The sequence below is a fragment of the Thioalkalivibrio denitrificans genome (genome assembly GCF_002000365.1).
Lineage (GTDB): Bacteria > Pseudomonadota > Gammaproteobacteria > Ectothiorhodospirales > Ectothiorhodospiraceae > Thioalkalivibrio_A > Thioalkalivibrio_A denitrificans.
The window spans coordinates 37789-59009 of the sequence record NZ_MVBK01000059.1 but is presented as its reverse complement, the minus strand read 5'-3'; the positions used below and the strand labels follow the sequence as shown (position 1 = coordinate 59009).

General features: G+C 66.4%; 17 protein-coding genes. 6 read left to right on the top strand and 11 right to left on the bottom strand.

What is annotated here, in order from left to right; all coding sequences use genetic code 11:
- Positions 1-50 precede the first annotated feature (50 nt).
- Positions 51-1370 (bottom strand): isocitrate lyase, encoded by a 1320-nt coding sequence (aceA, locus tag B1C78_RS10515; protein ID WP_077279119.1) that lies wholly within the window; start codon positions 1368-1370, stop codon positions 51-53.
- 252 nt (positions 1371-1622) lie between these two features.
- On the opposite strand from aceA, the gene aceK reads away from it, so the two are divergent.
- The gene (gene aceK, locus B1C78_RS10510; protein ID WP_077279118.1) at positions 1623-3380 is read left to right on the top strand and encodes a bifunctional isocitrate dehydrogenase kinase/phosphatase; all 1758 of its coding nucleotides are present in this window, start codon (positions 1623-1625) and stop codon (positions 3378-3380) included.
- Positions 3381-3413: 33 nt separating this feature from the next.
- Here the strand turns inward: aceK and B1C78_RS10505 are convergent, their stop codons facing one another.
- Positions 3414-3737: a hypothetical protein gene (locus B1C78_RS10505; protein ID WP_077279117.1), complete on the bottom strand. Its 324-nt coding sequence runs from the start codon at positions 3735-3737 to the stop codon at positions 3414-3416.
- Between the two features lie 168 nt (positions 3738-3905).
- Here B1C78_RS10505 and B1C78_RS10500 point away from each other — a divergent pair, with 168 nt between their 5' ends.
- Positions 3906-5429 (top strand): CoA-acylating methylmalonate-semialdehyde dehydrogenase, encoded by a 1524-nt coding sequence (locus B1C78_RS10500; RefSeq protein WP_077279116.1) that lies wholly within the window; start codon positions 3906-3908, stop codon positions 5427-5429.
- 388 nt (positions 5430-5817) lie between these two features.
- Here the strand turns inward: B1C78_RS10500 and B1C78_RS10495 are convergent, their stop codons facing one another.
- The 8 genes from B1C78_RS10495 to mnmL form a co-directional block, all read right to left on the bottom strand.
- The gene (locus B1C78_RS10495) at positions 5818-6720 is read right to left on the bottom strand and encodes a complex I NDUFA9 subunit family protein (protein WP_077279115.1); all 903 of its coding nucleotides are present in this window, start codon (positions 6718-6720) and stop codon (positions 5818-5820) included.
- Positions 6717-8396, bottom strand: a complete 1680-nt coding sequence (gene ilvD / locus B1C78_RS10490; RefSeq protein WP_077279114.1) for a dihydroxy-acid dehydratase — start codon at positions 8394-8396, stop codon at positions 6717-6719. The genes B1C78_RS10495 and ilvD overlap by 4 nt, the downstream gene beginning before the upstream one ends.
- A gap of 33 nt (positions 8397-8429) precedes the next feature.
- Positions 8430-8702, bottom strand: coding sequence for an Rdx family protein (locus B1C78_RS10485; RefSeq protein ID WP_077279113.1), 273 nt, complete (start codon positions 8700-8702; stop codon positions 8430-8432).
- Between the two features lie 5 nt (positions 8703-8707).
- A complete protein-coding gene (locus B1C78_RS10480; RefSeq protein ID WP_077279112.1) occupies positions 8708-9730 on the bottom strand; it encodes a class I fructose-bisphosphate aldolase in 1023 nt (340 codons plus the stop codon).
- 436 nt (positions 9731-10166) lie between these two features.
- Positions 10167-11741: a lipoyl protein ligase domain-containing protein gene (locus tag B1C78_RS10475; RefSeq protein ID WP_077279111.1), complete on the bottom strand. Its 1575-nt coding sequence runs from the start codon at positions 11739-11741 to the stop codon at positions 10167-10169.
- Complete coding sequence (gene ubiV / locus B1C78_RS10470; protein WP_342745160.1) at positions 11738-12637, bottom strand: ubiquinone anaerobic biosynthesis protein UbiV; 900 nt, start codon at positions 12635-12637, stop codon at positions 11738-11740. The genes B1C78_RS10475 and ubiV overlap by 4 nt, the downstream gene beginning before the upstream one ends.
- Entirely contained in the window at positions 12628-13623 is a 996-nt protein-coding gene (gene ubiU, locus B1C78_RS10465; protein WP_217698029.1) for a ubiquinone anaerobic biosynthesis protein UbiU, read from the bottom strand. Before ubiU ends, ubiV begins: the two co-directional genes overlap by 10 nt.
- An 11-nt stretch (positions 13624-13634) precedes the next feature.
- Positions 13635-14615, bottom strand: a complete 981-nt coding sequence (gene mnmL / locus B1C78_RS10460) for a tRNA modification radical SAM protein MnmL/YtqA (protein WP_077279108.1) — start codon at positions 14613-14615, stop codon at positions 13635-13637.
- A 535-nt stretch (positions 14616-15150) separates the two neighbouring features.
- Between mnmL and ubiT the strand changes: the two genes are divergently transcribed.
- Positions 15151-15681 (top strand): ubiquinone anaerobic biosynthesis accessory factor UbiT, encoded by a 531-nt coding sequence (gene ubiT, locus B1C78_RS10450; RefSeq protein ID WP_077279107.1) that lies wholly within the window; start codon positions 15151-15153, stop codon positions 15679-15681.
- A 58-nt stretch (positions 15682-15739) separates the two neighbouring features.
- On the top strand, positions 15740-16423 hold the full coding sequence (locus B1C78_RS10445) for an alpha/beta hydrolase (RefSeq protein ID WP_077279106.1): 684 nt from the start codon (positions 15740-15742) through the stop codon (positions 16421-16423).
- A gap of 6 nt (positions 16424-16429) precedes the next feature.
- On the opposite strand, the gene B1C78_RS10440 is transcribed toward B1C78_RS10445, so the two are convergent.
- Positions 16430-16771, bottom strand: coding sequence for a hypothetical protein (locus B1C78_RS10440; RefSeq protein ID WP_077279105.1), 342 nt, complete (start codon positions 16769-16771; stop codon positions 16430-16432).
- A gap of 302 nt (positions 16772-17073) precedes the next feature.
- On the opposite strand from B1C78_RS10440, the gene nosR reads away from it, so the two are divergent.
- The gene (gene nosR, locus B1C78_RS10435) at positions 17074-19236 is read left to right on the top strand and encodes a transcriptional regulator NosR (RefSeq protein WP_077279104.1); all 2163 of its coding nucleotides are present in this window, start codon (positions 17074-17076) and stop codon (positions 19234-19236) included.
- Positions 19237-19266: 30 nt separating this feature from the next.
- Positions 19267-21159: a TAT-dependent nitrous-oxide reductase gene (gene nosZ, locus B1C78_RS10430; protein WP_077279103.1), complete on the top strand. Its 1893-nt coding sequence runs from the start codon at positions 19267-19269 to the stop codon at positions 21157-21159.
- The last annotated feature ends 62 nt before the right edge of the window (positions 21160-21221 follow it).

Below are 21221 nucleotides of genomic sequence, written 5' to 3'. Positions count from 1 at the left end.
CCCGCCGGGGCGTTTGAAGGGGCCGGGGCAGCGTGCCCCGGCCCGGCGGATCAGCCCTTGGCCTCGTCGAACTGCGCCTCTTCGGTGGAGCCGGTCAGCGCCGTCACCGACGACGCGCCGCCCTGAATCGTGGTGGTCACATCATCGAAGTAGCCGGCACCCACTTCCTGCTGGTGGGACACGAACGTGTAGCCCTTCTCGCGGGCGGCGAACTCCGGTTCCTGAACCTTCTCCACGTAATGGCGCATGCCCTCGCCCCGGGCGTAGTCGTGGGCCAGGTCGAACATGTTGAACCACATGCTGTGGATTCCGGCCAGGGTGATGAACTGGTACTTGTAGCCGTACTCGGAGAGCTTGTCCTGGAACTCGGCAATGGTCTTCATGTCCAGGTTCTTCTTCCAGTTGAAGGACGGCGAGCAGTTGTAGGCCAGCAGCTGGCCGGGATTCTTGTCCCGCACCGCCTCCGCGAACTCGCGGGCGAAGCCCAGGTCGGGGGTGCCGGTCTCGCACCACACCAGGTCCGCATACGGGGCATAGGCCACGCCGCGGCTGATGGCCTGCTCCAGGCCATTCTTCACGCGGTAGAAACCCTCGGCGGTGCGCTCACCCGTCAGGAACGGCCTGTCGTTGTCGTCCACGTCCGAAGTGAGCAGATTGGCCGCCTCGGCGTCGGTGCGCGCCAGCAGGAGGGTGGGCACGCCCATGACGTCGGCGGCCAGGCGCGCCGCCACCAGCTTCTGCACGGCCTCCTGGGTGGGCACCAGCACCTTGCCGCCCATGTGCCCGCACTTCTTCACGGCGGCCAGCTGATCCTCGAAATGCACGCCCGACGCGCCCGCAGTGATCATGTTCTTCATCAGTTCGAAGGCATTGAGCACACCACCGAAACCGGCCTCGGCGTCCGCCACGATGGGCAGGAAGAAGTCGATGCCGTTCTCGTCCTCCGGCGAAACGCCGCGGCTCCACTGGATCTCGTCAGCGCGCTTGAAGGTGTTGTTGATCCGGCGCACCACCGTGGGCACCGAGTCGTAGGCATACAGAGACTGGTCCGGATACATGGTCTCGGAGGTGTTGTTGTCCGCCGCCACCTGCCAGCCCGACAGGTAAATGGCCTCCACGCCCGCCTTGGCCTGCTGCAGGGCCTGGCCGGCGGTCAGCGCGCCGAGGCAGTTCACGTACCCCTTCTTCGCGTCACCGTTGACCAGGCGCCAGAGCTTCTCGGCGCCCCGGCGCGCGATGGTGTGCTCCGGCTGCACCGACCCCCTGAGCCGTACCACGTCCGCGGCCGTATAGCCGCGCTTTACCCCTTGCCAGCGCGGATTCTCCGCCCAGTCACGTTCCAGGGCCTGGATCTGCTGCTCTCTGCTCATCGTCTCAATCCTCTCCGCGTTGGTCGCTCGTTGTACTGTTGGGTCAGGTCCCGGTGCTCTCCGGGATCGGGGTCGGCATGGCTTACAAACCGCCACAAATACGCTAACTGACCTTCCGGCGCTGCGAAAGAGCCTTCATTTCAATGGTATGGATTGAAAAACTTAATATAGCGGGCCTGTCCTGAAGGCGGTGATTGAATGCTATAGTGAAATCTCCATGAATATAGCGCAGGAGGTTTGCCCGGTCGCCCCATGACCGACTCGGCCCGACAACTCGCCCGGTCCATACTCACGGGTTTCGAACGTCACTTCTCGTTCTTCCAGGAGATCACCAGTGTGGCCCGGGAGCGCTTCGAGGAGGCCGACTGGGACGGCGTGCGTGCGGCCGCCGCCAAGCGGATCAGTTTCTATGACAAGCGGGTACGCGAGACCGTGGAGAAGCTGCGCGGCAGCTTCGGCATCGAACATCTGAACGAGCGCCTGTGGCAGGAGGTCAAGAGCATCTACACGGGTCTCCTGTCCCATCACAGCCGGCCGGAACTGGCGGAAACCTTCTACAACTCGGTCTTCTGCCAGCTTTTCGAACGAAAGTACTTCAATAACGACAACATCTTCGTGGAATCCGTCGTTGATCGCGAGGCGCTGGCCCAGCGATACCGGGGCTTCATGTCCTTCCATCCGCGGGACGGCGGGCTGGAGACCAGCATCTGGGAGATCCTGTCCGCGTTCTATTTCAATGTGGCCTACGAGGATCTGGACCGGGATGCGGAACGCATTGCGGAAGCGCTGCGTGAGCGCTCCCCCTTCGGCGCAGGCAACATGGACGAGCTTCGCGTCGACGTGCTGGAGTTTCCGTTCTTTCGCAACAAGGCTGCCTACATCATCGGGCGCGTAGTGAAAGGCGAACAGTCCCATCCCTTCATCGTGCCGCTGATCAACAACGAGCAGGGCGGGATCTACGCGGACACCCTGCTCACCACCGAGGACGAGGCCGAGGCGGTGTTCAGCTTCGCCCGGGCCTATTTCCTGGTGAAGACGCCCGTGCCGGCGGCGACAGTGGCGTTCCTGCATGACATCATGCCGGAAAAGCCCATCGCCGAGATCTACATGGCCATTGGCTTCCAGAAGCAGGCCAAGAACGACTTCTACCGCGACTTCCTCAACCACCTGGCGGCCAGCGACGATACCTTCGAGGTGGCGCCCGGCACGCGCGGCCTGGTGATGGCCGTGTTCACGCTGCCCTCATACCCGTACGTATTCAAGGTCATGCGCGACCGGTTCCCGCCCCAGAAACAGGTCACGCCGGAACTGGTGCGCAAGCGTTACCTGCAGGTGAAGATGCACGACCGCGTCGGACGCATGGCCGACACGCTGGAGTTCTCCGACGTGGCGTTTCCGCTCAAACGCTTCTCGCCCGAACTGCTCGAGGAACTCAAGGGGCAGATCCCGGAGAAGATGGAAATCGAAGGCGATGTGCTGTTCATCCGGCACATGTACATCGAGAAGCGCATGGTGCCCCTCAATGTGTACCTTGAGGACGCGCCACCCGAGAAGGCCCGCACCGCCCTGGACGACTGGGGCCGGGCCATAAAGCAGCTCATGGCCGTGAACATCTTCCCCGGCGACCTGCTGTTCAAGAACTTCGGCGTCACGTCCAGCGGAAAGGTGGTGTTCTACGACTACGACGAGATCTGCTACCTCACCGAGTGCAACTTCCGGAAGATTCCGCCGCCGCGCACACCGGAGGACGAACTCAGCTCGGAGCCGTGGTACGCCGTCGGCCCCCACGACATCTTCCCCGAGGAGTTTCCCACCTTCCTCACCACCGACCCGCAGCAACGCAGGCTGCTCCGGGAGCTGCACCCTGAGCTGTTCGACTACAGCTACTGGCAGCAGCGGCAGAAGGAGGTGGAGAACGGCGTGTACGGGGACGTGTTCCCCTATCCGAGACGCGTGCGCTTCCCGCGCCCCGAGGCCGCCCCCGCGCAGGACCTGGCTACGGCGGAATAACCCGTCGGCGGCGGGCATGGGCCGCGGGAGTTCTCAGCGATAGCGCAATTCACTGTTGCGGATCTCGCCGGAGGTATCCAGGACCAGCGTATCCAGTTCCGGCATCCGGCTGAGTATATAGGCCGCCATCACGCGCCCGAGATCATGGTCGTCGCGCTCCAGCGCCGACAGGAGCTTGTCTCCGACGATCCGTACGCGGTCCTCCCGCCCTGGCTGGTCCACCCAGTCGCGGCCCATCTGCCAGCCGTTGTCCATTTCGCGGTCCATGCGCTCGAAGGCGTCCGTCGCGCCCTGGATGATTTCGTCGGGTACGTTCAGGGTGTACAGCTGGTCCTCGATGATGACTTTGAGCTCCATGACGCAGTTCCCGTTTCTCCTGATGTGAAATTACCGCCCGAAGGCAGATTGCGCATTGCCGGACACACAGCATAACAGCCTGCCGACCCGACGCGCCTTGACCGGCCCCGGAGCGGGTGCCACGCTTCGACCATTGCGCGCCGCGCCGGCGGCGCGGAGGGCACGCACATGACATCCAGGCTGTATGACGAAAGCCGGCCCCGCCGACTCACCCACTTCCTTAACGGTGAAGCGCACGCCGGTGCAAACGACAGGTTCGGCGAGGTGTTCAATCCGGCCACGGGTGAGGTGACCGCCCGGGTGCCGCTCGCCGGCCAGGCAGACGTGGAGGAGGCACTCACCGCTGCGACCGCTGCCCTGCCCGGCTGGGCCGACACCTCCCCGCTGCGGCGCGCCCGGGTGCTGTTCCGCTTCAAGGAGCTGCTGGAGAAGAACGCCGACGAACTCACGGCGCTGATCACCCACGAACACGGCAAGGTCCTCTCCGACGCCAGGGGCGAGTTCACCCGCGGGCTGGAGGTGGTGGAGTTTGCCTGCGGCATTCCCCATCTGCTCAAGGGCGAGTACTCGGACCAGGTAGGCACGGGGATCGACAGCTACTCCCTGCGACAGCCGGTGGGCGTGTGCGCGGGCATCACGCCCTTCAACTTCCCGGTCATGGTGCCCATGTGGATGTTTCCGGTGGCCATCGCCTGCGGCAACACCTTCGTGCTCAAACCCTCGGAGCGCGACCCGGGCCCCGCCCTGATGCTCGCCGAACTGCTGCGCGAGGCGGGTCTGCCCAACGGCGTGTTCAACGTGCTCAACGGCGATGCCGAAGCCGTGAATGCCCTGCTCACGGACCCGCGCGTGGCCGCCGTGAGTTTCGTCGGATCCACGCCCATCGCGCAGCACATCTATTCCACCGGTGCAGCCCACGGCAAGCGAGTGCAGGCACTGGGCGGAGCCAAGAACCACATGGTGGTGATGCCCGATGCGGACCTTGAACAGGCCGTGGACGCGCTCGTCGGCGCCGCCTACGGCTCGGCGGGTGAACGCTGCATGGCCATCTCCGTGGCCGTGGCCGTCGGGGATGTGGCGGATGCCCTGGTGGCACGCGTGGCGGATCGCGTACGCAAGCTGCGTATCGGCCCCGGCACCGATCCGGAGGCGGACATGGGCCCGCTGATCACCCGCGCGCACCTGGAGCGCGTCACCGGCTATGTGGACCTCGGCGTCTCCGAGGGTGCGGAACTGGTGGTGGATGGCCGCGGTTTTCGGGTGGAAGGCCACGAGGGCGGCTTCTTCCTGGGCGGCTGCCTGTTCGACCGGGTGGAGCCTTCCATGCGCATCTACCGGGAGGAGATTTTCGGTCCGGTGCTCTCGGTGGTACGCGTGCCGGATCTCGACCACGCCATCTCCCTGGTCAACGCCCACGAGTTCGGCAACGGCGTGGCGGTGTTCACGCGTAACGGCGGCGTCGCCCGCGAGTTCACGCGCCGCATCTCCGCCGGCATGGTGGGCATCAACGTGCCCATCCCTGTGCCGCTCGCCTTCCACAGCTTCGGCGGCTGGAAGCACTCCCTGTTCGGCGACCACGCCATCCACGGCCCCGAGGGCGTGCACTTCTACACCCGCCTCAAGACCGTCACTTCGCGCTGGCCGTCTGCTGGTGAGCTGTCCGCCAACTCGTTCATCATGCCGACGCATTGAAAGGAAGATATCTCTCGCGAAGCCGCGAAGCCCGCAAAGAAAATCTGAAGATCTGGATCGATTCGACGGGCTGTGTCTGCCGATGTGGTCGCATTGGACGTCCGGCGGCGCCCACGGGGCGCCCTATGTGCCCGGTCGAGGGATGTCTCCAACCACGAAGCGCACGAAGAACACGAAGGAACAGATATTTCTCTCGCAAAGAACGCCAAGCACGCCAAGACAGCGGATTCATAGGGCGGGCCGTGCCCGCCGCCCGATGTCAATCGCGATCACATCGACAGTTCAGCCCGCCGCATTGATCCAATCCTTCAGGTTTCCTTTGCGGGCTTCGCGGCTTCGCGAGAGAAAATTCTTTCGGTTCCCTTCGTGCACTTCGTGCGCTTCGGGGCTAAACGCCGAGGCATTCCGGAAGGAGCGTTTCGAGAACCTGGGGTTCAACACCCAGATCAGCGAACGTGGATGCGTCCGCTGCGACGACATTGTCCGACTGCAGGAGCCAGACCTGGTCGCGGGTGAGCGGCGCGGCGGGCAGGAGTGAGGCGGTGGCGGCCAGGCCGTGCCAAAGGGCGAAGGGCACGGGCATCAGCAGCCGGCGGAGTCCGAAGTGACGCAGGACCATGACCACGATCTCGCGGTAGGTGTGCACTCGGGCACCACCCAGCTCGAAGACCCGCCCGCGTGCATCCGGTTGTACGAGGGCCTGCGCGATGGCGGCGGCCACGTCCTCCACGTAGACGGGCTGCAAGCGCGTTGAACCGTCCCCGAACAGCGGTATCACCGGCAGGCGGCGGGTGATCATCTCCAGGGATCGGAGGAAGGCGTCGCCGGGACCGAACAGGACGCTCGGGCGCATGATCACGGCCTCCGGCAGGACCTCGCGCACGCACCGCTCACCCCTGGCCCGGGCGCGCACGTAGGACGAGGGCGAGGTCTCGTCGACGCCGAGGCCGGAGACGTGTACGAGAGCGGGCACCCCTGCCTCCCGGGCAAGGCGTGCGAGGCGCTGCGCACCATGCACGTGGATCGCCTCGAAGGTGGCACCGCCCTGTTCCACGTAAAGCGACACGACGTTGACCACGCCGTCGGCGTCCTGCAACACCTCCCTCAGGCCATCTTCGTCGCCGATGTCGGCAGCGCGCAGCTCCAGCGGCGAATCGGCCGGGAACTGCTTCGCGGCCCGATCCGCATGACGTGCGACGCAGCGCACCGTCCAGCCCGACTCCATCAGGCGGCGCACCACCGCCCGGCCCAGGAAGCCGGTGCCGCCCAGTACCACGGCGCGTGCGCTCATTCCTGCCCGTCCGTCACGGCTCCCCGCGCCGCCGAGCCCACCTGCCGCGCGTACTTCGCAAGCACCCCCCGGTCCGGCATCGGACGCGGTGTCCACTGCGCGCGTCGACGCTCCAGTTCCGCCTCCGACACGTGGACATCGAGCCGGCGTGCGCGGGCGTCGACGGTGATGGGGTCGCCTTCCTGCACCAGTGCGATGGGTCCGCCCACTGCGGCCTCCGGCGCGACATGACCAACCACCATCCCGTACGTGCCCCCGGAAAAACGCCCGTCGGTGATCAACCCCACGCTGTCACCCAGACCCGCACCGATGATGGCCGAGGTGGGGGCAAGCATCTCGCGCATGCCCGGCCCGCCCTTCGGACCCTCGTAACGGATCACCAGCACATCGCCGGCCCGGATGCGGCCGCCGAGGATCGCGTCCAGGCAGGCCTCCTCGGACTCGAACACCCGCGCCGGTCCGGTGATCTCCGGGCTGCGCACGCCGCTGATCTTGGCCACCGCCCCTTCCGGGGCCAGGTTGCCCCTGAGGATCGCCAGGTGGCCGCTCGCGTAGACCGGTTCGTCCCACGGACGGATCACCGATTGTCCTGCAGGGGGCTCGGCGGGAATCCTCTCCAGCGTCTCGGCGAGGGTGCGGCCCGTGACCGTGAGACATTGGCCGTGGATGAGCCCGCGATCGAGCAGCATGCGCATCACCTGCGGCACGCCCCCGGCCCGGTGGAACTCGGTGGTCACGTGGCGCCCGGAGGGCTTGAGGTCGCACAGCACCGGCACCCGGGCACGGATGTCCTCGAAATCGTCCAGCGACAGGGGCACCTCCGCCGCATGGGCGATGGCCAGCAGGTGCAGTACGGCGTTGGTGGACCCGCCCAGCGCCATGACCACGGCGATGGCGTTCTCAAACGCCTCGCGCGTCAGCATCTGCCGGGGCAGCCGCTGGTGGCGGATGGCTTCCACCAGCACCTCGGCCGAGCGCGCGGCGCTCTCGGCCTTCTCGGCATCCTCCGCCGCCATGGTGGAGGAGTACGGAAGACTCATGCCCATGGCCTCGAAGGCGCTGGACATGGTGTTGGCGGTGTACATGCCGCCGCAGGACCCCGCGCCCGGACAGGCGTTGCGCTCGATGCCGTAGAGGTCCTCGTCGCTGAGGCGTCCGGCGGCGTGACGGCCCACCGCCTCGAAGGCGGACACGATGGTGAGGTCCTCACCCTTGTAATGCCCGGGCCTGATGGTGCCGCCGTAGACGAACACCGCCGGTATGTTCATGCGCGCGATGGCGATCATGGCGCCCGGCATGTTCTTGTCGCAGCCGCCGAAGGCGAGCACGCCGTCCATGGACTGTCCCATGCACACCGTCTCGATGGCGTCGGCGATCACCTCCCGCGACACCAGCGAGTACTTCATGCCGGGCGTACCCATGGAGATGCCGTCCGAGATGGTGATGGTGCCGAACAGCTGCGGCATCGCCCCTGCCGCCCGCAGCGCTGCCTCGCCGCGCTCGGCGAGCCCGCCGATGCCCATGTTGCAGGGGGTGATCGTGCTGTGGGCGCTGGCGACGCCCACGATGGGCCGGGTGAAATCGCCGTTGTCGAATCCGACGGCGCGCAGCATGGCGCGGTTGGGGCTGCGCTGCACACCCTCGGTGACGACCCGGCTTCTGCGGTTGTCGGACATGGAATGGCTCCCGGAACGGACAGCGACCGGCGATCAACGGTCGCTGTGACCCAGCGACCTGTCCGGATCGATGTGATCACGCAGCCGTTGCTTGAGTTCCTTGGCGTCGGGTTGCCGGCCCTCGGTCTTGCGCGACCACAGGGTCGTGCCGTCGCAGCGGACCTCGAAGACCCCGCCCGTGGTCGGAACCAGGGCCACCTCGCCGAGATCCTCGCCGAAGGTGAACAGCAGTTCCTGGGCCAGCCAGCCGGCACGCAGCGTGAATCGGCATGCCGTGCAGAACTCGATCTCCACGCGCGGCTTCACGGGGCTCAGGCCGCCTCCTCCAGCGACGCGTCGTACCGACCGAGCGCGGCGAGGCTGTTGCACTTCTCGCGATGCAGCAGCGCCGCCTGTGCGGCCTCGACGTTCTCCGGACGCCCGGCCCAGGCCTTGAGGCTCGGCTCCTGCAGGGCGCGGCCATAGGAGAAGCTGAGCGGCCACGGCAGGTCGGGATACCTCCTGTTCATGGCGTCGAGGTGCACGGTGGCGTCGCGCGCGCTCTGTCCGCCCGAGAGAAACACGATGCCGGGCAGCGCAGCGGGCACGGAGTTCTTCAGGCAACGCACGGTCAGGTCGGCGACCTGCTCGACACTCGCCTGGTCCGCGCACTTCTTCCCCGGCACGACCATGTTGACCTTGAGGATCGTGTGCTCGGTGACGACGCGTTGCCGGTGCAGTTCGCTGAAGAGATTCCGCAGCGTCCACTCCGTCACCTCGTAGCAGCGCTCGATGGTGTTGTCGCCGTCCATGAGGGTCTCGGGTTCCACGATGGGCACCAGTCCGGCCTCCTGGCACAGGGCCGCGTAACGGGCCAGGGCATGGGCGTTGGCCTCGATGCAGCCAGATGAAGGAATGCCCTCGCCGATGGTGATCACCGCGCGCCACTTGGCGAACTTCGCGCCGAGCTGCACGTACTCGGCCAGACGTTCGCGCAGGCCGTCGAGACCCTCGGTGACCTTCTCGCCGGGATGCCCGGCTAGATCCTTCGCACCGGCATCCACCTTGATACCCGGCAGGATGCCCTGATCGGCGAGCACCTGCACGAACGGCACGCCGTCGCCGGTCTTCTGGCGAATGGTCTCGTCGAACAGGATCATGCCGCTGACATACTCGCCGCCGCCCGGGGCCGTGATCAGCAGTTCCCGGTAGGCGCGGCGGTTCTCCACGGTGGATTCGACATTGATGCTGTCGAAGCGCTTTTTAATGGTGCCGAGGCTTTCGTCGATGGCCAGGATGCCCTTGCCCGGAGCGACCATGGCCCGGGCAATGGATGCGAGATCGTTTCCGCTCATGAGACACCTCCCGCGGTTGAGGCCCGCAGCTCACGGCCGACGGCAATGTGTCATGAGCTGCAGGCGCTGTCGCCGTCAGCGTCCCCTGAGTGTATTGCCCTGTGCCGGCGATCGCCAGTGGTGCCGTCCTAGGCAGGGTCAAAACCCGTTTAACCACGAAGCGCACGAAGATCACGAAGAACTGCTTAAAAAGTTTCTCTCGCAAAGACGCGAAGCCCGCAAAGAAAACCGGTTTATAGGGCGGGCCGCGCGCGCCTCTCCGCCATAGCTGTGCGTCCGGCGGTGACCATGGGGCGCCTAATGTTCTCCAAAAAAACGGGGGGTTAACGTCTATATTCTTGTGTCTTCTTGGCGGGCTTCGCGTCTTTGCGAGAGAACATTGCTTTAGAGGTTCTTCGTGATCTTCGTGCGCTTCGTGGTTAAGACCAAGAACAACTCACCGAACCCGCGGCACCCAGCGCATCACCTGCTCCACCACTTCGCCGTTGAGGCGCGCTTCGGCAGTGAACTGTCCCGCGTAGGCCTGGTCTTCCTGGCGCAGCTCGTAGCAGTTGGCGCCGCTGATGTCCATGAGCACGGCCGGTATGCCGGCGTCCCGGAAGGCCTGGGCGCGCTTGAGGTAGAAGTTGCCGCAGCACATGCCCACGTAGGCTGGCTGGCCGTCGCGGCGCATCTGATCCAGTTCTTCACGCAGGTGCTCAAACCGGGTGATGGTCACCACCCGCATGCCGCGCTCGCGGGCCAGCCGGTAGGCGTCGCCCACCTCGCACTGGCCGCACTCCGGACAGCCGTCCCGGTGGCGCCACTTGCACCAGGCGGGCTTGGCGCAGTAGGGCACCAGCATCACCGTCGCGCGCTCGAGGATCTCGTGTGCGGCGTCGGTCCCGCCCGCCGGATGCACCATCAGTGTGTTGGCCTGTTCGGTATCCAGGCCCAGCCGCCGCTCGTCATCACGGTGCAACGCACGCCGTAGCAGGCGGTACAGATCCCCGGCCTCGAAACCCAGCAACTGCACCTCTCCATCGGCGAGATACCGGCGCCACCGCGCCTCGGCGGCGCCGGGTGCGGCCACGGTCAGTTCCCGGGCCAAATCCGCCAGCAGGGTGGGCGGCGTTACGTGCACCGCACCCGCCAGGGTCGCATGCCGGATGCGCGTACCGTCGACATCGGGATCCAGGCGCAGGTGCAGCACGCCGCCCGGGGTGGGTTCGAAGGCCTGCCAGGTGCGATCCCGAACGGCGTTCCAGTCCTGTTCCAGTTCGTCCGCCACGGGCGCCGGCGGCGGGATGGGCAATGCTTGCTCGGCACCCTCGTCCTGCGAGGCCGTCAGCCCGAACGCTTCGCAAAAGGCCGCCTGCAGGGCGTCCTCCAGCCTGTCCCCGGCGCCCGGAGCAGGCACACCGAGGTATTCGTCGAGTTCCGTGAGCGTGATGAAGCGTTCCCGCGCGCTCTGCACGCCCACCGGGCTCAGCTTCTCCCGTGGGGCGCGCAGCACGGTGAGCAGGGTCTCCATGTCCACGGGGGCCATGAGCAGCACCGCCTGATAGAGCACGGCGTCCGCCTCCAGGCACAGGAAACCCGCGCCCAGCTTGCGGCCGCCCGATTCCAGGTCGTTCGGCTGCACGGCCTCGGCGGGGATACCCATGCCACGCAGGGCGTCCACCACAGCGCCGTTGCAGCGCGCCATGAGTCGAACCAGGTCATCGGCCCCACCCAGCCATGCGCGCGGGAGCGTGAGACTCAGGCAGAGTTGCCCCGGATCCAGGTACAGGGCGCCGCCCCCGGTGGGCCGGCGTACCAGGGGAATGCCTGCCTCGCGACAATAGTCGGCCCGCACCGCGTGACAGACGGCCTCATCACGGCCCAGGCTCGCGGTGGGCCGATAACGATGAAACCTGAGCGTTGCACTCCCGCGGGATGCGCAGGTCGCGAGCATGGCCCGGTCAACATTCACCTGCCGCGGCCCAGGCGCCGTGCCCTCACGCAGCACACGGCAAGTGCGCACGGTCATGGCTGCGGCGAGCCCCCCCAGTCCATGCCCGCGCCACCGTGCCAGTAGCCGTCGCAGAATCCCGTGAAATGGGGCGCGATCTGCGCCAGGGCAACGTCCGCCGTGGCGGCGCCGTCGGCGCAGGCACGAAAGGCGCGCACCACCACCTCGGTGCCCTCCGCCTCCGGGTAGATGCGCAGCACCTGCACCCCGGCTTCGCGCAGCGAGGCCACCTCGGCGATAAGGTTGACGGGATCGGCGGACTGGAGCTGGATGCCGTTGACGGTGAGGAAGTTCTGTCCGTCCCGGGTCGCCAGAGGCAGGCCGGCCGGGTCGTCGCGGCAGGCCAGCTCGCAGGCATCTTTTGGGCGGTTGTGGGCGCGGGCGGTGAAACAGCGCGCCGAGAAGGTGAGCGGCAGACGACCGAACACCAGTACCTCGGTTTCGAGCCCCTCGGGCCGGCGGCTGTGCAACTCGGCCACCGTGTCGCGGGCCAGTTCCACCGGTGCGACCCAGCGCACGGCACCTAGAGCGGCCAGTTCCGCGAGGGTGTAAGGGTTGTAGGTGTTGAGGTGAGGGCCCGCCACGAAGGGGCGCCCGGCAAGCAGGGCGAGCGCCGTGGCGTCGTTGGCCTCCATGGGGAAGCGGCCGTCGGCCACCTGGCTTTTCAGGCTCAGCCGCTCCGAGTCCGCCTCGATCAGGGCCAGCGAGGAGATCACGACGGTCTTGCCGGCCGCGGCGAGCTTCTCACCCAGTGCCAGCCAGTCGGCGGGCCGCAGTTCTCGGCGCTTGGAGCAGACCGTCTCACCCAGGTAGACGATGTCCACGGGCCAGCCCGCCGCGGCCTCGTAGAAGGCCATCACCCGCTCCCGGGGCCAGAAGTACTGCAACGGTCCCAGCGCGAGCTTCATTGCCATGCCCTGTGAAAGGCACCCAGGGTGTGGGTGCGTCCCTCGGCCATGTCGTTCAGACTCGCGGTCCACTCCGGACGGGGCACGAAGCCTTGCGGGTCCCTGTGGCAGGCGTCGAGGGCTTCGCGCATGACGCGCGTGACCCGGCCCACGTAGGCGGGGCTGCGCTGGCGCCCCTCCAGCTTGATGGCGCGCACACCGAGCCTGTAGAGCTCGGGCAGGATGTCCAGGGTGCTGAGGCTGGTGGGCTCCTCGATGGCGTAGAAGACCTGGTCGCGCACGCGAAAGCGGCCCTTGCACACGACCGGGTAGCCCGCGTTCTCGCCGGGCGCGAAGCTGTCGATGAGTACGCCGTTGAGGCGCGCCTCGCGCCCCCCGGCGGTCTCCTGCCAGCGCACCGCGTGCGCGGGAGAGCACACACCGCAGGCGTTGGGCGATTCGCCGGTGGCATAGGACGAGAGCATGCAGCGCCCCTCCACCATCACGCACAGGCTGCCGAAACCGAACACCTCCACGTCCACGTGGCAGCCCGCGATCACCTGCGCGACCTGCTTGATGGAGAGCACCCGCGGCAGCACCGCGCGGCGGATGCCGTAGCGCTCGCGATAAAAGTCCAACGCGTCGGGGCTCGTGGCCGAGGCCTGCACCGAGAGGTGCAGGGGCAGATCCGGGTGGTGATCGGCCGCATAGCGCATGAGGCCCATGTCGGCCACGATCAGGGCGTCCACCCCCTCGACGGCGGCGATATCCACGACCTGCACCGAGTCCGCCCAGCCCTCGGGCCTCGGGTAGGTATTGAGGGCCATGAACACCTTCGTGCCCCGGGCGCGGGCATACTCGATGCCCCGACGCAGGGTGTTCACGTCGAAGTTGAGGCCCGGGAAGTTGCGCGCGTTGGTGCGCCCCTTGAGCCCCACGTAGACCGCATCGGCGCCGTTGTCCACGGCTGCACGCAGGGCCGGCAGACTGCCGGCCGGGCAGACCAGTTCCATTGGCGGTTGTGTCATCGGCAGGTTGCCTCCTTGTGGCGGGATTCGAACGACAGTCCGGGACACGCGGGCCGCGGCCGCGTGCAGGCGCCGCCCTGGCAGGTGCCGCGCCGCACCAGCTCCGCCTCGATGGCGTTGAGCACGGACCACTTTGCGGCACACCACGCGGGGGCCAGGAGCAGGGGCGCCCGGGCGGTGGCGGTCAGGCGATGGAAGACCACGCCGGGGGGCGTCATGGCGATCAGATCGGCTGCGGTGGTCACGTACTCGTCCTGCGTCCAGGGCCGGTAGCCCCCGGCGCGCCAGTCCCGGGCGAGGCGCGTGCCGCGCACCACATGCAGGGGGTGGAGCTTGAGCCCCTCCGTGCCCGCCTCCAGGACCCGGTTCAGCGTCTCCCGGGCATGCCATTCGGTCTCCCCGGGCAGACCGACGATGAGATGCGTGCACACCTCCAGGCCCCGCAGGTGGGCACGACGCACCGCGTCGCGGTACTCCTCGAACCCGTGCCCCCGGTTCACCCGCGCCAGGGTCTCGTCGAAGCTGGACTGCAGCCCCAGTTCCAGCCAGATCTCGTGGCCCCGGTCCCGGTACGCCGCGAGGAGGTCCAGCACCGGGTCGGGCACGCAATCGGGGCGCGTACCGATGCTCAGGCCGATTACGCCCGGCTGGGCCAGCGCTGCGTCGTAGAGGGCGCGCAGGCGTTCCAGTTCCGCGTAGGTGTTGGTGTAGGCCTGGAAGTAGGCGAGATACCGTCGCGCACCGGTGCGGCGCGCGATCACCGCTCGACCCTCGGCCAACTGACGCGCCACGTCGCCGCCGTCGTAGCCCTGGGGCGAGAAGCTTGCGTTGTTGCAGAAGGTGCATCCGCCGCGCCCGCGGGTGCCGTCCATGTTGGGACAGACGAATCCGGCGCTCACCGTCAGCTTGTGCACCCGTACCCCGTGACGCGCGCGCAGCGCGGCACCGAGGGTGTGGACACGATCGGTCAGCGCCACGGCACCGGCCCGGGTGCGCGCTGGTCCTTACCAGCCTGCATATCTCACCACCCTTCTACTGCGGCCGCCGATCTGCTCGCTGTGACGGGGCGTCTGCTGCGCTGCGCAGTCCCTGCTTCGCTTGCAGCCCAGGGCGTGCGTCCTGCACGCCCGCTCAGCGAACTGCGAAGGTCCACCGGACCTTCGATTCCGCTTCGCCCCTCCGGCCGGCTTGACGTAGTGTCGGCTACGCCTGCGCCGTCCTGCGGTCCGCGCGCCCCGTCACAGCGGCATCTCGACGCCCTCGCTACAAACGGCGGTGAGATATGCAGGCTAAGCATGGAGCCAACTCCAGGTATGATTGGGCAAACCGGAGGCCCGTCCCGCGACACCCATGATGCCTCGGGGGGGTCCGGCAGGGTCCTTATCATTGCACCCGGATGGGGGCCTCCCTGCCATGACCTGTGTCAAGGGCGAGCCGGGCCCGCACCCACAGCCGGCCATGAATGCACTAGACTTGGCGATTCACCTGACGAATCCAGCCTCGGAGTCACCCATGCAATTGACCCTCGCGCCCTCACGCACTACGCTGCTGGCGCCTCTGGGGCTCGCCCTGCGCACTGCCCCGAATGCGGCGCATGAAGCGGTGTTCACCGCCATGGTCAACCACCTGCTGAAGGGGCAGCCGCTGGCCGACGAACTGGACCCGCTCGACGGCAAGCGCATCCGCCTCTCGGTCTCCGACACCGGCAGCGAGATCACGTTCCTGGTGCGCGGTCGCCGGCTGACACCGTGCCGAACCCGCGGGGCGGACGACTGGGACGTGCGCATCCGCGGCGCGCTGGAGGATTTCTGGCGGCTGGCCGCGCGGATCGAGGACCCGGACACGCTGTTCTTCCATCGCCGCCTCGACCTGGAGGGCGAGACCGAGGCAGGGCTCTACCTCAAGAACCTGCTCGACGCCATGGAGTTTGACTGGCAGGCACACGTCAGGGCGGTGCTGGGCACAGGCCCGGGAAACCTGGTGATCGGCGTCGTGCGCCGTGCAGGCCTGGACCGCATTCAGACGTCAGATATCAGACGTTAGACGTCAGTCTGCCATCTGAGATCTGCCATCTGCCATCTGCCATCTGACATCTGACACCATGAAAAGAGAGCAGGAAGACCTCATTGAGCTGTACACCCGCCCGGAACTGGTGGCCTGCACCGTCTGGCTTCATGGGCTCGGGGTGAACGCCACGGACATGGACGCCATCATCACCAACATGCGTCGATCACGGGAGCTGGGCCTGCATTACCTGGCGCCCAGCGCGCCTCTGCGGCGCATCACCGTGAATCGCGGGCAACCCATGCGGGCCTGGTTCGACGTGACCGGCGACCCCGCGGAGGTGCCCGAGGACCAGGCCGGCATCGAGGAGAGCGCACGGCGCATCACGACGCTGCTGGACGACGAACGGGGACGCGGCATCGCATCGGAACACACGGTGATCGGCGGCTTCTCCCAGGGGGCATCGCTTGCGCTGCACACGGCACTGCGTTACCCCCACCGTCTGGGCGGCGTCATCGTGCTCTCCGGGGAACTGGTGCTGGCTGACAGCCTGGCCGGGGAACGTCATCCGGCCAATGCGGACGTCCCCATACTCATGCTGCACGGGACCGGGGATGAGACCATCCCGCTGGAGGACGCCCGCCGCAGCCGGGACCGCCTGCTGGAACTGGGCTATGCGGTGGACTGGCACGAGTTCGCCATGGGCCATGCGGTCTGTCCGGAGGAAATCGACCTCCTCGACCAGTGGACCTACCGGATTCTTGCTCCCGCAAGGGACTGAACCGTCTCAGTGGAAATCCCGGTTCGGCAGGAGCCAGTTCAGGTCCGGACGCCGCCCCGCCGAGACGGCGGCGTGGTAGCCCTCGGTAAAGCCGTTCAGAACATCCTCCAGGGCTTCATTCATGCCGGGGTAACGTTGTGTCTCCGAGAGCACCGGGCTCGCCATGCCCGGGGTCTGAAGGTAGTGACTCTGCTCCACCTCGATCTCCTGGCCGCCCACCACCCGGTAGAAGCGCAGCCGGATCATCTCGGGAATCCCCTCCAGGGAGAAGGCGTACTCGTCCACCAGGCGTCTCGCCCAGTCGACGCCCTCGCGCCTGAATTTTCCCTCGTCGACACCTTCGTTCATGGCCGTTCCTCCGCCGCGGTAATTAACGTGAAAGATATATACATCTTTCATATCGTTGCTTGATCCCAATCAAGTGCCCCACCATGGGGGGTCGCTAGCATGGTTTCAAGCCATGCGAGGACAGGTCGCGCGATCCGTAGTCCGGCCCAGGGAACGCGAACCCCTCAAGTTGCACCGGATACAGACCTCACTCACGAGGATAACAGGATGCATCGCAGGGTTTCTCCCTCCCAGTGGAAGGCTGCGCACGACGCCCGAACGGACATCGGCGGAGAGCTGTACTCGCACATCCCGGATTGACCATGCGCAGCATCATCACATCACGACTGGCCCTGTTCATCCTGACGTTGCTCGTGCTGACCCTGGCACTGCCCGCGGGCGCCGACTGGGAGCGATTCTTTGCGGAAGCGGATCGCCTCGGGGAGCCCGCCGGGGATCCGCCCGCCCGGCCCGTCTACCGGGGTGAGGAGCAGATCGGGCTGCTGTTCGAGACCAACGACGTGGCCCCCATCCCCGCCTACTCCGGCGAGCCCGTCAACATGCTGGTGGCGCTGGACATGACCGGCATGATCGTCGGCGTGCGGGTCCTCGAGCACAGCGAACCTATCATGCTGGTGGGCATCCCCGAGCAGCGCCTGGTGGACTTCGCCAACCAGTATCTCACGCGCACCATCAAGGATCGGGTGCGTGTCGGCATCTCGCCGCGCCAGCGCGAGGGCTACCAGTACGTGGATGCGGTGTCCGGGGCCACGGTCACGGTAGTGGTCATGGGCGAAGGCATCATGCGCAGCGCGCGGCGCATCGCTCTGGCCCACGGACTGGTCGACCCGGAAGCACTGGCTGTACGGGAACCGGCCACGGTGCGCGAGGACGTGTTCGAACCTGCCACCTGGAACGAATTGCTCGAAGCGGGCGCCGTCGGACGCCTGGATCTGACCCGCGGCGAGGTGGACGAGGCATTCATCGGCACCGAGGCCGAGGGCCGGGAGACCGCCCCGCCGGGGGCCGAGGACGAGATCTTCATCGACTTCCACGCCGCCTACCTGAACGCGCCCACGGCGGGCCGCAACCTGCTCGGCGATGCCCATTACGAGCGGATCATGGGGCGCCTGGAGCAGGATGAGCACGCCATCCTGCTCATGGCCTCGGGGCGTTACTCGTTCAAGGGCTCCGGGTTCGTACGCGGCGGCATCTTCGATCGCATCCAGTTGCTTCAGGGCGACCGCGCGATCCAGTTCCGCGACACGGACCTTATCCGTGCGCCCAACATCGCTGCCGAGGGCGCGCCGCATTTCATCGAGCGCGACATCTTCGTGGTGCGATCGGAGCACGGCTTCGACCCGGGACGCCCCTGGGAGATCGAGCTGCTGGTGCGCCGGCAGGTGGGGGCCCTCGACTCGGCCTTCGTCAACTTCCCGCTCATGTATACGCCGCCGGAGGCCTGGTTCAGCTATCCGGAGCCGCCCGAGCCCGCCATCGCGGTCGACGACGACCGGCCGCTGTGGGTGACGGTCTGGGAAGACCGTGTCATGCACATCGTGGTGCTGGGCATCGGGCTCACGCTGCTGGTGTTCATACTGATGTTCCAGGACGTGCTGGCACGCCGGCCGAAGCTCTTGCTGCGGATTCGTCATGTCTTCCTGATCTACACCGTGGTGTTCATCGGCTGGTATGCCCTGGCGCAGCTCTCGGTGGTCAACATCTTCACCTTCACCAATTCGCTGGGCCGTGATTTCAAGTGGGACACCTTCCTGATGGACCCCATGATGTTCATCCTATGGACCTTTGTGGCGGCCACCCTGCTGCTCTGGGGCCGGGGTGTCTATTGCGGCTGGCTGTGCCCGTTCGGTGCCATGCAGGAACTGATCAACGAGGTCTCGCGCAAGTTCAAGGTGCCCCAATTCGAGCTGCCCTGGGCCGTGCACGAGCGGCTCTGGGCCATCAAGTACATGATCCTGCTCGTCCTGTTCGCCATCTCGCTGCATTCGCTCTCCACCGCCGAGGTCTATGCCGAGGTCGAGCCGTTCAAGACCGCGGTCACACTGCGCTTCCAGCGCGAATGGGGATTCGTACTCTACGCAGGGATCCTGCTGGCCATCTCCGTGGTCAACCGCAAGTTCTTCTGCCGGTACATGTGCCCGCTCGGGGCGGGTCTCGCCATCCCTGCGCGCATCCGCCTGTTCGACTGGCTCAGGCGCCACAAGGAGTGCGGGACACCCTGCCAGATCTGCGCCCATGAATGCGAGGTGCGCGCCATCCATCCGGACGGACGCATCAACGCCAACGAATGCCACTACTGCCTGGACTGCCAGGTGACCTACTGGAACGACCGCAAGTGCCCGCCCTTGATCGCCCGCCGCAAGCGGCGAGAGAAGGCGGCCAGCATCTCGGCGGGAAGGGCGAAAGGTGGCGAATATCCGGTCATCCGGATCGAGGAACAGGCTGCTTCAACCGCAAAGAGCTAGCAGCCTTTTAACCATTAAAGAGGTGACGTCATGACAGACCGAAACGATGAAAGGAAGGCCCTGGAAAGCCCGGGACGCCGGCGCTTTCTGGGCGCCACGGCCGCCGTCGGCATGCTAGGTGCGGCAGGTGGAGGCGCCGCGCTCATGAAGAGCGGCGAGGCAACCGCTGCACGCAACAGCGGCGGCGCGCAGAGCACCCACGTCCCGCTGGGCGAACTGGACGAATACTACGGCTTCTGGAGTGGCGGGCACTCCGGCGAGGTGCGCGTCTACGGTGTGCCGTCCATGCGCGAGATCATGCGCATCCCGGTGTTCAACCACTGCTCGGCCAGCGGCTGGGGCATGACCGACGAGTCCAAGCGCATCATGGGCGACAGCTGGCGCTTCACCAACGGTGATGCGCACCATCCGCATGTAAGCTACACGGAGGGCAGCCACGACGGCCGGTACCTGTTCATCAACGACAAGGCCAACACCCGTGTGGCCCGCATCCGGCTTGACGTGTTCAAGACGGACAAGATGGTCACCGTGCCCAACGTCCAGGCCGTCCACGGCCTGCGCCTGCAGAAGGCACCGCGTACCGGTTACGTGTTCGCGAACGGCGAGTACCTGATCCCGCAGCCCAACGATGGTCGCGGCCTGGACGATACGGAAAACTACCGTACGCTCTACAGCGCCATCGACGCAGACAGTATGGAGGTCAAGTGGCAGGTGCTGGTGGACGGCAACCTGGACAACACGGACGCCGACTACACCGGCAAGTACACCGCCTCCACCTGCTACAACTCCGAGAACGCGGTGACCCTGGCCGGAAAGATGCAGGCGGAGCGTGACCACGTGGTGGTGTTCAACATCGCCAACATCGAGAAGGCGGTGCGTGACGGCAACTTCACCACCATCGGCGATTCCGACGTGCCCGTGGTGGACGGTCGCAAGACGTCCGAGCTGAACGTCACCCGCTACATCCCGGTGCCCAAGAACCCCCACGGTCTCAACACGTCCACCGACGGCAAGTACTTTATCGCCAACGGCAAGCTCTCACCCACCGTTACCATGATCGACATCGCCAAGCTGGATGACCTCTTCGCGGGTCAGCTGCAGAACGAGCGTGACGTAGTGGTCGGCGAACCGGAGCTCGGTCTCGGGCCGCTGCACACCACCTTCGACGGCAGGGGCTTTGCCTACACCACGTTGTTCCTGGACAGCCAGGTGGTCAAGTGGAACATGGAAAACGCCGTGCGCCACTACAACGGTGAGAATGTGGACTACATCGTCCAGAAGATCGACGTCCACTACCAGCCGGGCCACAACCACGCCTCGCTGGCAGAGTCCAAGGACGCCGACGGCAAGTGGCTGTTCTCGTTGAACAAGTTCTCCAAGGACCGGTTCCTCCCCGTGGGCCCGCTGCATGCCGAGTGCGACCAGATGATCGACATCTCGGGCGACGAGATGGTGCTGGTGCACGACACCCCCACGTTTGCGGAGCCGCACGACGCGGTCATTGTGCGCCGTGACCAGATCACCACCAAGCAGATCTGGGACCGGGATGACCCCTATTTCGCCGAGACCATCGAGATGGCCCGGCGCGACGGGGTCAACGTGGAAACCGACAACACGGTCATCCGGGACGGCAACAAGGTGCGCGTCTACATGACCTCGGTGGCCCCCTCCTTTGGCCTTTCCGAGTTCCGCGTAAAGAAGGGCGACCAGGTCACGGTGGTTGTCACCAACCTGGACCGGATCGAGGACCTGACCCACGGCTTCTGCGTGACCGATCACGGGGTGAGCATGGAGATCAGCCCGCTTCAGACCTCCTCGATCACCTTCACGGCCGACAAGGCCGGGGTGTACTGGTACTACTGCAACTGGTTCTGCCATGCCTTGCACATGGAAATGGCCGGTCGCATGATTGTCGAGGCCTGACCACCTTGTAACGGAGGGCGTGGCGCGGGGGCGGTGCGAGCGCGCCGCCTCCGCGCCCATTC